This is a genomic window from Kosakonia sp. CFBP8986, assembly GCF_034044935.1.
GTDB classification, from domain to species: domain Bacteria; phylum Pseudomonadota; class Gammaproteobacteria; order Enterobacterales; family Enterobacteriaceae; genus Kosakonia; species Kosakonia cowanii.
The window spans coordinates 31,914-46,100 of the sequence record NZ_JAXCXB010000013.1 but is presented as its reverse complement, the minus strand read 5'-3'; the positions used below and the strand labels follow the sequence as shown (position 1 = coordinate 46,100).

Genomic DNA, 14,187 nt, shown 5'->3' with positions numbered 1-14,187 from the left:
GGAGGGGGCGTTTTTTTATCCGCGCAGCCGCCGGGCGTTATCCTCAACCTTGCCGCTCAGGCGCCGCTTCTGCATCGTGCGCGTCCAGCTTGCCGATAACCCCGCCGCCGCCAGCAGGCGCTGATACTGCTCATCATCAAACGGTTGATACCAGGCGATCGCCGCGGCCTCATGAACGCTGACATCGCTTACCCTTGATACCAGCTCTAAAGGCGCGTCAGCGGCGACTTTGCCTGCGGCAATCACCCGGTAGAGCCAGCCCACGCGGCCGCTCGCCTGCATCTGCGTGGCCATATCCTCAATACCGAAGTGGTAGTTGAGCTTAAAGCAGGGCGAGCGTGGCTGCGTCACCTGAATCAGCGCCTCGCCCCAGCGAAAGATATCGCCGATAAAGACATTTTGTTCCGTCAGCCCGACGGTAGAGAGGTTTTCGCCGAAGGCGGGTGCGCAGAAAAGCGCGGCCTGTTGCGGGAAGGTTTGCGCCCAATGCGTGTAGTGTTCACGCGGATAGTGGCACAACGCGCGATCGGCCCCGCCGTGGTAGCTTTTCTCTGCCTGCTCATCGCCGGCAAGGCCCAGTTCGGTCAGGGTCAACTCCCCCTGAACCTGCAATTTGGCGATGGCGCTCGGTCGGCTGCCCTCATAATCCCTTATCTTGCCCCTGAAAACGTTAACCTGATGGCGCATCTTCCCTCCCGGAATTCCGTTGTTGGTCGCGTTATTAGAGCACACTTTTTTCTCACCCGAAGCGGCGAAAATGAGACATTCATGCGCGTGTCTGACGCCATGCCGTGTTATCACTTACCTTGAGTTTTGAAACGCAATTTCATTAAACGAGGAGAGAGCGACGTGGCCACTACAGTTCCATTTTCCGGCGTCTGGTGCCCTTCCATCACGCCGATGGATCGTGAAGGGAATATCGATCTGGCAGGCTTAGCGCAACACATTGCCCGCCTGAACGCGGCAAAAGTCGATGTCGTGCTGCTGATGGGCAGCATCGGGGAGTTTGCCTCGTTCTCGCTGGAGGAGCGCTTAATGCTTATCCGCGAAGCGCGGGAGATGACGCCGGGCACGCTGGTAGCAAATGTCTCCTCCCCCTGCTTTTCCGATGTGGTGCGCATGGCGCAGGAAGCAAGGCGCGTCGGGTATGACGCAGTAATGGTGCTGCCACCCTATTACTACGGGCAGACCATCGGACAGTTATTGCACTATTTCCGCGCCATCGGGCAGGCGGTTGAAGGCAAGTGGTTCGCCTACAACTTCCCGGCGCGCACCGGCTGCGATTTAACGCCGGAACTGGTCGCCACCCTGGCCGCCGAGTTTCCTGATTTCGCCGGCATCAAAGATACGGTCGATTGCCAGTCACACACACGGAACATGATCCTCGCCACCCAGGCGGTACGCGGCGATTTCGCGGTGCTGAGCGGCTACGACGAGTACTACATCCCGAACTTACTGGCAGGCGGCGCAGGGGTGATCTCCGGGTTGAATAACGTTATGCCAGAGCTGTTTGTGCAGGCGAGAGAAGCCTGGCGCACCGGCGATCTCGACGGGTTGAGTAAAGCGCAGCAGGAGATCGGCAAGTTTATGGCGATCTACGCCATCGGGGATGATTTCGTCACCACCATCAAAACCGTGGTGTCACGTAAATTTGGCTACTCGACGCCCGTCTCGCGCAACGTCGGCGGCACACTCAGCGACGCGCAGTGCGCCATCGTCGATCAGGTGTTTAGTATCACCTCGCGAAGGTAAACCGCAGGCAATAAAAAACCCCCGACGGCGAAGCCGGACGGGGGTTGACCTCACGCAAGCGTGGGGGAGTATGCGAACTTATTTTTTAGCGGCGAAACGCGCTGCTGCTTCGTCCCAGTTCACCACGTTCCAGAACTCTTTGATGTAGTCCGGGCGGCGGTTCTGGAATTTCAGGTAGTAAGCGTGTTCCCACACATCCAGACCGATGATCGGGAAGCCGGATGCGCCAGAGATCGCTTCACCCATCAGCGGGGAGTCCTGGTTTGCGGTAGAGACTACAGCCAGTTTGTCGCCTTTCAGCACCAGCCATGCCCAGCCGGAACCGAAGCGGGTTGCAGCTGCTTTTTCAAATTCAGCTTTGAAGTTGTCCACGGAACCGAAATCGCGCTCGATAGCCGCTTTCAGATCGCCCTGCAGGGTAGTGCCGACTTTCAGGCCTTTCCAGAACAGGCTGTGGTTAGCGTGGCCGCCCGCGTTGTTGCGCAGTACGGTTTTCTTGTCGGTCGGCAGCTGGTCCAGTTTGGTGATCAGCTCTTCAACCGGCAGGCTTGAGAACTCCGGCAGGTTTTCCAGCGCGGCGTTAGCGTTGTTTACGTAGGTCTGGTGATGTTTAGTGTGATGGATTTCCATCGTCTGCTTGTCGAAATGAGGCTCAAGGGCATCATACGCATACGGCAGAGCGGGCAGTGTATAGCTCATTTTCATCTCCATTTTTAGTCTGGCGGCGGATTGTTAATGCCGCGTAAGCAGTCGGATCATTATAGTTAATTACGTGATATTGAAAATGTTTATCAATGCCGTAGTTTTTATAAGGTTATAAATTTTAGTTATGTTCTTGAAATTGTGAAGCTGCTCACCCCCATCATGCCCTGATTGCCAGCGCCAGGCGCAGCGCGGCAATCGTCTCAAGGTTAAATCGTTTACTGATTTTTACACTCTGCGAGTCGGCGACCTCTGTCCCGGCCATAAAAACAAAAGGAGTGCACAATGAGTAACGCGATTACGATGGGTATTTTGTGGCATTTGATAGGCGCGGCCAGTGCTGCCTGTTTCTATGCCCCGTTCAAAAAGGTCAAACAGTGGTCATGGGAGACGATGTGGTCGATAGGCGGCCTCGTCTCCTGGATTATCCTTCCCTGGAGCATCAGCGCGCTGTTACTGCCCGATTTCTGGGCCTATTTCAGCTCGTTCAATGCCTCCACCCTGCTGCCGGTGTTTCTCTTCGGCGCAATGTGGGGCGTCGGCAATATCAACTACGGTTTAACGATGCGCTATCTCGGCATGTCGATGGGCATTGGTATCGCCATCGGCATCACGCTGATTGTTGGCACCCTGATGACGCCGGTGCTCAACGGCACTTTCGGCGTGCTGATCCATACCGAAGGGGGCCGGATGACGCTGCTTGGCGTGCTGGTCGCCCTGATTGGCGTCGGCATTGTGACGCGCGCCGGGCAGTTGAAAGAGCGCAAAATGGGCATCAAAGCCGAAGAGTTCAATCTGAAGAAAGGGCTGGCGCTGGCCGTCATGTGCGGCATCTTCTCAGCGGGGATGTCCTTTGCGATGAATGCCGCCAAACCGATGCACGACGCCGCCGCCGCGCTGGGCATCGATCCGCTCTATACCGCACTGCCAAGCTATGTGGTGATCATGGGCGGCGGCGCGCTGGTCAACCTTGGCTTCTGCATTATCCGGCTGGCAAAAGTGAAGAATTTGTCGGTCAAAGCGGACTTCTCGCTGGCAACGCCGTTGATTATCAGCAACATCCTGCTCTCCGCGCTTGGCGGGCTGATGTGGTATCTGCAATTCTTCTTCTATGCCTGGGGCCACGCCCGTATTCCGGCGAAGTATGACTACATCAGCTGGATGCTGCACATGAGTTTCTACGTGCTGTGCGGCGGCATTGTCGGGCTGGTGCTGAAGGAGTGGAAAAATGCCGGACGCCAGCCGGTCAGCGTGCTGAGCCTCGGCTGCGTGGTGATCATTATCGCGGCCAATATCGTCGGCCTCGGTATGGCGAGCTAATCAGGCAGCGGCGCGACTGCGATGACGCCACTGTCCTGGCGTCATCCCCACTTCGCGGCTAAAGACCACCGAAAAGTAGTTACTGTCCTCAAACCCGCACTGCATGGCGATTTCACCAATCATCTGCTCAGAGTGCTGGAGCAGATACTGCGCGTGGCAGATGCGCAACTGGCGCAGATAGTGGTTGATGGTCATGCCGGTCTGGGAGCGAAACTGCTGGCGCAGGGCACGCTCGCTGCACTGCTCCTGCTCGCAAAACTGCTCAAGCACAAAGCTGCGATTCAGGCTGCCGGAAAGGGCGGTGATCAGCTTATCCAGCAGCGCTTCGCTGTGGGTAGCGGCAAGGTTATCGGCGGCGAAGCGGTGGCGTTTTAAGATCATCACCAGTTGGGCGAAGAGCATTTCTGCCATCCCATTCGCCAGCGGATCGCTCTTATTGCTCTCATGCTCCAGTTGGGCAATCACCTGGCGGGCCTGCGTCATGCCGCTGCTGCCGATGCGCCAGTGCGGGCTCCACGCCCCGCCGCTAAAGCCTGGGATCAGCGCCGCCCAGTCCAGATTGAGCGTCAGCCGCTCCGGGCAGTAGATGATGTTCTGCAACACCAGATCGTTAACCGAGGCGTAAGAGTGGCAATCCTCGGCGCGGATATAAAAGAGATCGCCGCGCGTAATGCGGTACGGGCGGTTGTTGAGCACATGCAGGCCATTGCCGCGCCACACCATCACCAGCTCATTAAACTGGTGGGTGTGTTCGGCAAACACATGTTGCGGGTAGCGATCCGCCACCGCCACCGCCTGACCGGCGCGCGGAAAAAAGTCGTCCCGACGAAGAATAAGCTGGCCTGTCACATCATCACCTCTGCGTGCACTAACCTGACATTATTAGCCAAAGCGCAGCCAAAAATCGGTGATTCTCTTCTCGTTACTGAAGCAGCGTATCGCGCCCCTGGCGGATCTCGCGCGGAGACCAGCTAAACTCGCGGCGAAACAGGGTCGAAAAGTGGTTACTGTCGCCAAACCCGCAGCGAAAAGCGATATCTGTTACGCTCTCATCGCTGTGGCGCAACATATGGCGGGCTTTGATCAGCCGCAGGCGGTTCAGGTAGCGCTGCGGCGTCATGCCGGTGGTCTGTTTAAGCTGGCGATGCAGCGTGCGCAAGGAGAGCGTGAATCGCTCGGCAAGCGACGCCCAGCAGACATCTTCGGCGAAGTGATCCTCCAGCCACAGCAGCAGTTGGTTAAGCCGTGCGTCGCTGTTGCCCATCTCCGCCTGCTGGCTGCTACGGCGCAGCAGCACCAGCAGCTGCATAAAGAGCATCTCGCGGTTAGCAATATCGTGGGTTTCCAGTTCCGCGCCCTGCGCCTCCATCTGGCTGATAATGCCGCGCACCTGCCCCAGCGTCTGCTGGCTCACCCGCCAGTGCGACGGGTAGTGCCCCTCCTGCTCCTGCGGTAACAGCTGGTTTAACCCGGCAAGGAACTGGAAAGCGTCCGGCGAGCGGTAGAGCACGTTGGTCAGGCAGAGATTATCGGTGTGTTCATAGAGATGGCGGTCATGATCGCGCACAAAGCAGACCGTGCCGCCGCTGATGGTGTAAGGCTGACCGTTAAAAACATGAATGCCGGAGCCATGCTCAACAATTACAATTTCATGAAAATCATGATGATGCTCAGGGAAAGCCGCCTGCGGCAGCCGCGGCTCAATGGCAACCGGTGATTTACCTGGCGGAAAGAAATCGACGCTATGCAGTATGGTCATGATCGCCCCAGCAAATGAGAAACAGTCTCAAAATAGTAATTAAGGGCAGCCAACCTCACCTTTAATTTTCGACGCCATTTCGCGCATAAGCTGCCCGTTTTTCAAGAAACGCCCGGAAAGATCGGGAAATGTGGCGAGAGTCACAATGGCGTAAGACCCCGTCATCACTGGAATATGTGAACTCTCTCACGTTCATCTTTGCTTTCTTGCCAGCGCCTCTTCGCCGCTGTCAGTAGCAAGAAGGTAGACCCCACGCCCCCTTTTTTAGACTGTCCGCAATGACTCTATGAAGGACCTCATCATGACTTTTCGCCACTGCGTCGCGGTTGATTTAGGTGCCTCCAGCGGACGGGTAATGCTGGCGCGTTACGATCGCCAGAGCCGGGCGCTGACGCTTCAGGAAATTCACCGCTTTGTTAACTGCTTACAGAGAGTTGATGGATTCGACTGCTGGGATATCGACCGCCTGGAAGCCGAGATCCGCAGCGGGCTGCAAAAGGTGTGCGAATCCGGCGTGCAGCCTGACAGCATCGGCATTGATACCTGGGGCGTCGATTATGTGCTGATTAACCGCGCGGGTGAACGCGTCGGTCTGCCAATCGCCTACCGCGACAGCCGCACCGACGGCATTATGCAGCGCGCTTTCCAGCAGCCGGGCAAAGCCGATATCTATCGCCGCAGCGGCATCCAGTTTCTCCCCTTCAACACTCTCTATCAGCTGCGCGCGCTGGCGGAACAGCAGCCGCACACCGTAGCGCAGGTGGAGCACGCCCTGCTGATCCCGGACTACTTCAGCTTCCGCCTGACCGGGCAGCGCAACTGGGAGTACACCAACGCCACCACCACGCAGCTGGTCAATATCAACACCGACAACTGGGACACGACGCTGCTCGACTGGGCCGGGGTGCCCGCGAGCTGGTTTGGCACACCGACCCATCCGGGGAATGTGATTGGCGACTGGATCTGCCCGCAGGGCAACGCCATTCCGGTGGTCGCCGTTGCCAGCCACGATACCGCCAGCGCAGTGATCGCCTCGCCGCTGGCCGATAACGATGCGGCATACCTCTCTTCCGGCACCTGGTCATTGATGGGCTTTGAGAGCAAAACGCCCTACACCAGCGACGCCGCGCTCGCCGCCAATATCACCAATGAAGGCGGTGCCGAGGGGCGCTACCGGGTGCTGAAAAACATCATGGGTCTGTGGCTGCTACAGCGGGTGCTGAAAGAGCAGAACATCAGCGACCTGCCTGCGCTTATCGCCCTCACTGAGCAGATCGCGGTCTGCCGCTTCATCATTAACCCCAACGATGAGCGCTTTATCAACCCGGCGAACATGAGTGCCGAGATCCAGGCCGCCTGCCGCGACGCGGATCAACCGGTGCCGCAGAGCGCCGCCGAGCTGGCGCGCTGCATCTTCGACAGCCTCGCCCTGCTCTATGCCGATGTGCTGAGCGAGCTGGCAACCCTGCGCGGCAAGCCCTTTACCCGCCTGCACATTGTTGGCGGCGGCTGCCAGAACCAGTTGTTAAACCAGCTTTGCGCCGACGCCTGCGGTTTGCCGGTGGTCGCCGGGCCGGTTGAAGCCTCAACGCTCGGCAATATTGGAGTACAGCTGATGACGCTCGATGAGCTGACCAACGTCGATGAGTTCCGTCAGGTGGTGGCGGCTAACCACCCCCTGCTCACCTTTACCCCCGATTCTGATAATGAAATCGCCCGCTATGTCGCGCGTTTTCAGCAAAAACGACAGACAAAGGAGCTTTGCGCATGACCACTCAACTTGAACAGGCCTGGGAGATTGCCAGAGAGCGTTTTGCCGCGGTCGGCATCGACGCCGAGGAGGCGCTGCGTCAGCTCGATCGCCTGCCAGTCTCGATGCACTGCTGGCAGGGCGACGATGTGGCCGGGTTCGAAAACCCGGAAGGCAGCCTCACCGGCGGCATTCAGGCCACCGGTAACTACCCGGGTAAAGCGCGCAACGCCGCCGAATTACGCGCCGATCTTGAGCAGGCGCTGAGCCTGATCCCCGGCCCTAAACGCCTTAATCTGCACGCGATTTATCACGAAGCCGATGCGCCCGTGGCGCGTAACGAGATCAAACCGGAGCACTTTAAAAACTGGGTTGCGTGGGCAAAAGCCAACAAGCTGGGGCTCGATTTTAACCCCTCCTGCTTTTCGCACCCGCTCAGCGCGGATGGTTTTACCCTCTCCCACGCCAATGAGGAGGTGCGCCAGTTCTGGATTGATCATGTTAAAGCCAGCCGCCGCGTCTCTGCCTCCTTCGGCGAGCAGCTCGGCACGCCGTCGGTGATGAATATCTGGGTGCCGGATGGCATGAAGGATGTCACCGTCGATCGCCTGGCCCCGCGCCAGCGTCTGCTGGCGGCGCTGGATGAGGCGATGAGCGAGAAACTGAACCCGGCGCACCATATCGATGCCGTGGAGAGTAAGTTGTTCGGCATCGGTGCCGAGAGCTACACCGTCGGCTCGAATGAGTTCTATATGGGGTACGCCACCAGCCGCCAGACCGCGCTCTGCCTGGATGCGGGCCACTTCCACCCGACGGAGGTGATCTCCGACAAAATCTCCGCCGCCATGCTCTATGTGCCGCGCCTGCTGCTGCATGTCAGCCGCCCGGTGCGCTGGGACAGCGATCACGTGGTGCTGCTGGATGATGAAACCCAGGCCATTGCCAGCGAGATCATTCGCCACCAGCTGTTCGACCGCGTGCATATCGGCCTCGACTTCTTTGACGCCTCTATCAACCGTATCGCCGCGTGGGTGATTGGTACCCGCAATATGAAAAAAGCGCTGCTGCGCGCCCTGCTGGAGCCGGTTGAACAGCTGCGCCAGCTGGAAGCCGACGGCGATTACACCGCGCGCCTTGCGCTGCTCGAAGAACAGAAATCCCTGCCGTGGCAGGCGGTATGGGAGATCTATTGCCAGCGCCACGACACCCCCGCCGGTAGCCAGTGGCTTGAGAGCGTGCGGGCGTATGAGCAAGCGGTATTACGCCAGCGCCAGTAACGCTGTGCCGGATGGCGGATTACAGAGAAACCGATTCACGTAGGCCGGATAAGCGCAGCGCCATCCGGCAACAGAACCAACAGGAACTCCATACATGCAGACCATTATTAACGCCTGGTTCGTCCAGGGAATGATTAAAGCGACGACCGACGCCTGGCTAAAAGGCTGGGACGAGCGCAACGGCGGCAACCTGACCCTGCGTCTCGACGATGCGGATATTGCGCCCTATGAAGCAGATTTCCACCCGCAGCCGCGCTACATTCCCCTCAGCCAGCCGATGCCGCTGCTCGCCAACACGCCCTTTATCGTTACTGGCTCCGGCAAATTTTTCCGCAACGTGCAGCTCGATCCAACGGCTAACCTCGGCGTGGTCAAAGTCGACAGCGACGGCGCCGGTTACCACATCCTGTGGGGGCTGACTAACGAAGCGGTGCCCACCTCCGAACTGCCGGCGCACTTCTTGTCCCACTGCGAGCGCATCCAGGCGACCGGCGGCAAAGATCGGGTGATCATGCACTGCCACGCCACCAACCTTATCGCCCTGACCTACGTGCTGGAAAACAGCTCGGATCTGATTACCCGCAAACTGTGGGAAGGGAGCACCGAGTGCCTGGTGGTCTTCCCGGACGGTGTCGGCATTCTGCCGTGGATGGTGCCGGGCACCGATGAAATCGGCCGCGCCACCGCCAACGACATGCAGAAACATTCGCTGGTGCTGTGGCCGTTCCACGGCGTTTTCGGCAGCGGCCCGACGCTGGATGAAGCTTTTGGCCTGATCGACACCGCGGAAAAATCCGCCGAGGTGTTAGTCAAAGTCTATTCGATGGGCGGTATGAAACAGACCATCACCCGTGAAGAACTGATCGCACTGGGCAAACGCTTCGGCGTCAACCCGCTGCAATCGGCGTTAGATCTGTACCACTAAAAAAATGCGCCCCGCTCACGCAAACGGGGCGAACTCTGTTCACCTGCAAAAAACCACTCCCAGTGATTTCGGCAACACGAAAGCAGACGGGAGTGTCATCCGTGGAGTACGAGCAATGAAAACAAAAGCAAGCTTGATCCTCACCGTTGTCATGATGGCGTTATCCGGTTCCGCCATCGCCGAAGTGAAAATCGCCCTGGTGGCGAAATCGTTAGGGAATGGTTTTTTTGAAGCCGCCAACACCGGCGCGCAGGAGGCAGCGAAAGAGTTAGGCGACGTTAAAGTGATCTACACCGGGCCGACCACCACCACCGCGGAAGCGCAGATCGAAGTGCTGAACGGCTTGATCGCCCAGGGGGTAGATGCGATCGCCATCTCCGCCAACGATCCGGACGCGGTAGTGCCGGTGCTGAAAAAGGCGATGCAGCGCGGTATCAAAGTGGTGTCCTGGGACTCCGGCGTGGCAAAAGCCGGGCGGCAGATCCACCTTAACCCTTCCAACAACGCGCTGATTGGCGAAACCAACGTCAAGCTTGCTGCCGATGCGCTGAAAGCGCTGAATGTTGAGAAGGGCGACGTTGCTATTCTGAGCGCCACGCCAACCTCCACCAACCAGAATATCTGGATTGCGGAGATGAAAAAGGTGCTGCCGAAGTACCCCTCCGTCAATCTGGTCACCGTCGCCTATGGCGACGACCTCTCCGATAAAAGCTACCGCGAAGCGGTCGGCCTGCTGAAGTCTTATCCGGATCTGAAAGTAATTGTTTCCCCCTCCTCCGTCGGCATTGTCGCCGCCGCGCAGGCGGTGAAGGATCAGGGCAAAATCGGCAAAGTCTACGTTACCGGTCTCGGCTTGCCCTCTGAAATGGCGGGTGCCATCAAATCCGGCGCGAGTAAAAGTTTTGCCATCTGGAACCCGATCGATCTCGGCTATGCTGCTACCTATTTAGCAAACGATCTGGTGAAAGGGACGGCGACGAAAACGGAAGCCAGCATGGGCCGCTTAGGGAAAGTGACGCTGGATGCCGACGGCAATGGCGCGATGGCGCAACCCTTCGTCTACGATGCCAGCAATATTGATAAGTTCTCGAAGATGTTCTGACCCTTTCCCCTCTCTGACGGGAGGGGGTAAAAACCGGAGAGTTATCATGACGGCATCCACCCCACTGCTGTCGCTTAAGGGCATCAGCAAGCGCTTTCCCGGCGTGCGCGCACTTGAGAACGTACAGCTTGATCTCTGGCCTGGCCACGTAACCGCCCTGATTGGCGAGAACGGCGCAGGCAAATCGACGCTGGTCAAAGTGATGACCGGCATTTATCAGCCCGATGAGGGCGAGATCCTCTATAAAGCGATCCCCATTTCCCTGCCGACACCCGATGCGGCGCACAGAGTGGGCATTACCGCCATTCACCAGGAGACGGTGCTGTTCGACGAGCTGTCGGTCACCGAAAACATTTTTGTTGGCCACTACCTCTATAAAGGACTGCTGAAAAAGCTCGACTGGCCCGCCATGCATCAGCAGGCACGGGCACTCCTCGCCCGGCTGGAGGTGCAGATCGATCCGCGCGCGACGCTTAAAACCCTCAGCATTGCCCAGCGGCATATGGTGGCGATTGCCCGCGCGCTCGCCTTCGATGCGCAGGTGGTGATCCTCGACGAGCCGACCGCCGCCCTCTCGCAGCACGAGATCCTGGAGTTCTACCACATCGTTGAGCGCCTGAAGCAGGAGGGGAAAGCGATCCTCTTTATCTCGCACAAGTTCGATGAAATCTTCGAACTGGCGGATCACTACACCATTTTGCGCGACGGCGTCTTTATCGAATCTGGTGCTATCAAGGAGATTACCGAAGCGCGGATGGTGACGCTGATGGTTGGGCGCGCCATCAGCCAGAGCTGGCCGAAAATCGCCTGCGAGCCGGGCGAGGTGGTACTGGAGGTAAACGATCTCTGCCATGCCACTGAGTTTGCCCATATCAACTTCAGCCTGCGCAAAGGGGAGATCCTCGGCTTTTATGGCCTGGTGGGTGCCGGGCGCACCGAGCTGATGCAGGCACTCTGCGGCGTAACGCGTCCCGCTTCTGGCGACATTATCCTTAACGGAAAAGCGGTGCAGTTCCGGCAGCCGGCGGATGCGATTCAGGCCGGGATTGTCTGCGTGCCGGAAGAGCGCCAGCAGCAGGGGGCGATCACCGCCCTGTCGATTGCCCAGAACATCAGCCTGCCGCAGCTAAGCACGCTCAACGCCAACGGGGTGCTGAACGACGCCAAAGAGTGGGCGCTGGCGGAGGAGTACGCCCGCCGCTTGCAGGTTAAAGCCTTTAGCTGGAAGCAGGCGGTTGAGACGCTCTCCGGCGGCAATCAGCAGAAGGTGGTGATCGGTAAGTGGCTCGCCACCCAGCCGCAGGTAATTATTCTCGATGAACCAACTAAAGGGATCGATATCGGTTCGAAAGCGGCGGTGCACCAGTTTATGTCCGAACTGGTGGTGCAGGGGCTGGCGGTGATTATGGTCTCCTCCGAACTGCCGGAAGTGATGGGCATGGCGGATCGGGTGATCGTCATGCATGAAGGGTTGATGGTCGCGCACTACCGGGCCGGAGAAGCGTCGGCAGAAACCATTGTCAGCGCCGCCAGCGGTGCCGGGCAGGAGGCCGCATGATGAACGCACTGCTTAAACATCGTGAAGCGCTGCTCGGCGGGGTGATTGTGCTGCTGATGCTGGCAATCGGCAGCCGCGTACCCGCCTTTATCAGCCCCGGCAACCTGGTAGAGATGTTCAACGATACTGCCATCCTGATCATTCTCGCCCTCGGGCAGATGATGGTGCTGCTGACCAAAGGGATCGATCTGTCGATGGCGGCGAACCTGGCGCTCACCGGCATGATTGTCGCGCTGATTAACTTCCATCACCCGGATGTACCGGTGTGGGCGTTGCTGCTGCTGGCAACTGCGCTCGGGCTGGTGATGGGGATCATCAACGGCCTGCTGGTGTGGAAACTGGGTATTCCGGCGATTGTGGTGACGCTCGGCACCATGAGCATCTACCGCGGCATTATCTTTCTCCTCTCCGGCGGCGGCTGGGTGAATGCTAACCAGATGAGCGCAGATTTCCTTGCCGTGCCGCGCAGCGGGCTGTTGGGGCTACCGGTGCTGAGCTGGTGCGCCATCGCCGCGCTGCTGCTGGTCGGCTACTTCCTGCGTTACAGCCGCAGCGGACGGGCGCTCTACACCGCAGGCGGCAACGCCACGGCGGCCTACTACACCGGCATCAACGCCGGCAAGATGCAGTTTGTCAGCTTCTGCCTCTCCGGCGCGCTGGCCGGGTTCTGCGGCTATTTGTGGATCTCGCGCTTCGCCGTCGCCTATGTCGATGTCGCCAACGGCTTTGAGTTACAGGTGGTAGCCGCCTGCGTGATTGGCGGCATCAGCACCATGGGCGGCAGCGGGCGCGTGCTCGGCTGTCTGTTTGGCGCGCTGTTCCTCGGCGTTATCAACAATGCCCTGCCGGTGATTGGCGTCTCGCCCTTCTGGCAAATGGCGATTTCCGGCACGGTGATCGTGATTGCGGTGCTGCTCAACGAGCGCGGCAATAAGCGCAAAGGGCGGTTGATCCTGCGCGATGCGGCGCTGGCCCGGCAGAAACAGGCGGTGAAATCATGAGCAAAATCCTCACTTCTGAAGCGGTAAAAAGCCCGGCTGCGCCGACGCCACTCTTGCGCCGTCTGCTCTGCTGGGAGGGGTTTTTACTGGCGGTGACGCTGGCGGTGTTTGTGGTGAACGCCCTCGCCTCGCCCTACTTCCTTAATATCTGGAACCTGTCAGATGCCACCTTCAACTTCACCGAGAAGGCGATCATCGTGTTGCCAATGGCGATGTTGATTATCGCCAGAGAGATCGATCTCTCGGTCGCCGCCACCATCGCGCTCAGCTCAACGGCAATGGGCTTTTGCGCACAGGCGGGCGTCGACACGCCGCTGCTGGTCTGCGTGGGATTGGGCGTCGGCTTGCTGTGCGGGTTGTTCAACGGCTTTCTGGTGACCCGATTTAACCTCTCGTCGATTGTTATCACCATCGGCACCATGAGCTTATACCGTGGCATCTCCTACATCCTGCTGGGCGACCAGGCGCTCAACAGCTGGCCGGAGAGCTTCGCGTGGCTCGGCCAGGGCTACGTCTGGGGCGCGCTGTCGTTTGAGTTTGCGCTCTTTATTGTGCTCGGGCTGCTGTTTGCCTTTCTGCTGCATAAAACCAACTTTGGCCGCCGCACTTACGCCATCGGCAATAACCCGACCGCCGCGTGGTATGCCGGGATCAATGTCAAACGCCACAACCTGATCCTCTTTGCGCTGGTGGGGTTAATGGCGGGGCTGGCGTCGGTGCTGCTCACTTCGCGCCTCGGCAGCACGCGCCCGACCATCGCGCTGGGCTGGGAGCTCTCCGTGGTGACGATGGCGGTGCTCGGCGGCGTCAATATTCTCGGCGGCTCCGGCAGCATGGTCGGCGTGATTATCGCCGCCTTTTTGATGGGGCTGGTGACCTTTGGCCTGAGCCTGCTCAACGTGCCGGGGATCGTGATGTCGATTATTGTCGGCGCGATGCTGATCGTGGTGATTTCACTGCCGATCCTCACCCGACGCCTGTTGCAGCGCAGGCGGCTGTAATGCAGGCATGGCTTGCCGGATGGCGGCTTACGCCTTATCC

Annotated in this window: 13 protein-coding genes; 9 read left to right on the top strand and 4 right to left on the bottom strand. The window is 58.9% G+C overall.

Going from position 1 to position 14,187, the window contains the following annotated elements:
* Positions 1-15: 15 nt before the first annotated feature.
* Positions 16-687 (bottom strand): 6-hydroxyaminopurine reductase, encoded by a 672-nt coding sequence (yiiM, locus tag SOM48_RS21115; RefSeq protein WP_320512949.1) that lies wholly within the window; start codon positions 685-687, stop codon positions 16-18.
* A 162-nt stretch (positions 688-849) separates the two neighbouring features.
* On the opposite strand from yiiM, the gene SOM48_RS21110 reads away from it, so the two are divergent.
* Positions 850-1,752, top strand: a complete 903-nt coding sequence (locus SOM48_RS21110) for a dihydrodipicolinate synthase family protein (RefSeq protein ID WP_320512948.1) — start codon at positions 850-852, stop codon at positions 1,750-1,752.
* 78 nt (positions 1,753-1,830) lie between these two features.
* Here SOM48_RS21110 and sodA read toward each other — a convergent pair whose 3' ends face one another.
* Entirely contained in the window at positions 1,831-2,451 is a 621-nt protein-coding gene (sodA, locus tag SOM48_RS21105) for a superoxide dismutase [Mn] (protein ID WP_054804136.1), read from the bottom strand.
* 288 nt (positions 2,452-2,739) lie between these two features.
* Between sodA and rhaT the strand changes: the two genes are divergently transcribed.
* Complete coding sequence (gene rhaT, locus SOM48_RS21100) at positions 2,740-3,774, top strand: L-rhamnose/proton symporter RhaT (protein ID WP_320512947.1); 1,035 nt, start codon at positions 2,740-2,742, stop codon at positions 3,772-3,774.
* Here the strand turns inward: rhaT and rhaR are convergent, their stop codons facing one another.
* Both rhaR and rhaS (SOM48_RS21090) read right to left on the bottom strand, forming a co-directional pair.
* Positions 3,775-4,623, bottom strand: a complete 849-nt coding sequence (gene rhaR, locus SOM48_RS21095; protein WP_320512946.1) for an HTH-type transcriptional activator RhaR — start codon at positions 4,621-4,623, stop codon at positions 3,775-3,777.
* A gap of 73 nt (positions 4,624-4,696) precedes the next feature.
* Complete coding sequence (gene rhaS / locus SOM48_RS21090; protein WP_139567504.1) at positions 4,697-5,533, bottom strand: HTH-type transcriptional activator RhaS; 837 nt, start codon at positions 5,531-5,533, stop codon at positions 4,697-4,699.
* Positions 5,534-5,834: 301 nt separating this feature from the next.
* Between rhaS (SOM48_RS21090) and rhaB the strand changes: the two genes are divergently transcribed.
* From rhaB to SOM48_RS21055, 7 genes are all read left to right on the top strand, one after another.
* Entirely contained in the window at positions 5,835-7,304 is a 1,470-nt protein-coding gene (gene rhaB, locus SOM48_RS21085; protein ID WP_139966894.1) for a rhamnulokinase, read from the top strand.
* The gene (locus SOM48_RS21080) at positions 7,301-8,560 is read left to right on the top strand and encodes an L-rhamnose isomerase (RefSeq protein WP_320512945.1); all 1,260 of its coding nucleotides are present in this window, start codon (positions 7,301-7,303) and stop codon (positions 8,558-8,560) included. The genes rhaB and SOM48_RS21080 overlap by 4 nt, the downstream gene beginning before the upstream one ends.
* 94 nt (positions 8,561-8,654) lie before the next feature.
* Complete coding sequence (rhaD, locus tag SOM48_RS21075) at positions 8,655-9,485, top strand: rhamnulose-1-phosphate aldolase (protein ID WP_023479304.1); 831 nt, start codon at positions 8,655-8,657, stop codon at positions 9,483-9,485.
* Positions 9,486-9,600: 115 nt separating this feature from the next.
* The gene (gene rhaS, locus SOM48_RS21070; RefSeq protein ID WP_023479368.1) at positions 9,601-10,587 is read left to right on the top strand and encodes a rhamnose ABC transporter substrate-binding protein; all 987 of its coding nucleotides are present in this window, start codon (positions 9,601-9,603) and stop codon (positions 10,585-10,587) included.
* Positions 10,588-10,633: 46 nt separating this feature from the next.
* Positions 10,634-12,145: a sugar ABC transporter ATP-binding protein gene (locus tag SOM48_RS21065; protein WP_320512944.1), complete on the top strand. Its 1,512-nt coding sequence runs from the start codon at positions 10,634-10,636 to the stop codon at positions 12,143-12,145.
* On the top strand, positions 12,142-13,146 hold the full coding sequence (locus SOM48_RS21060) for an ABC transporter permease (protein ID WP_094422599.1): 1,005 nt from the start codon (positions 12,142-12,144) through the stop codon (positions 13,144-13,146). Before SOM48_RS21065 ends, SOM48_RS21060 begins: the two co-directional genes overlap by 4 nt.
* Positions 13,143-14,147 (top strand): ABC transporter permease, encoded by a 1,005-nt coding sequence (locus SOM48_RS21055; protein ID WP_320512943.1) that lies wholly within the window; start codon positions 13,143-13,145, stop codon positions 14,145-14,147. Before SOM48_RS21060 ends, SOM48_RS21055 begins: the two co-directional genes overlap by 4 nt.
* The last annotated feature ends 40 nt before the right edge of the window (positions 14,148-14,187 follow it).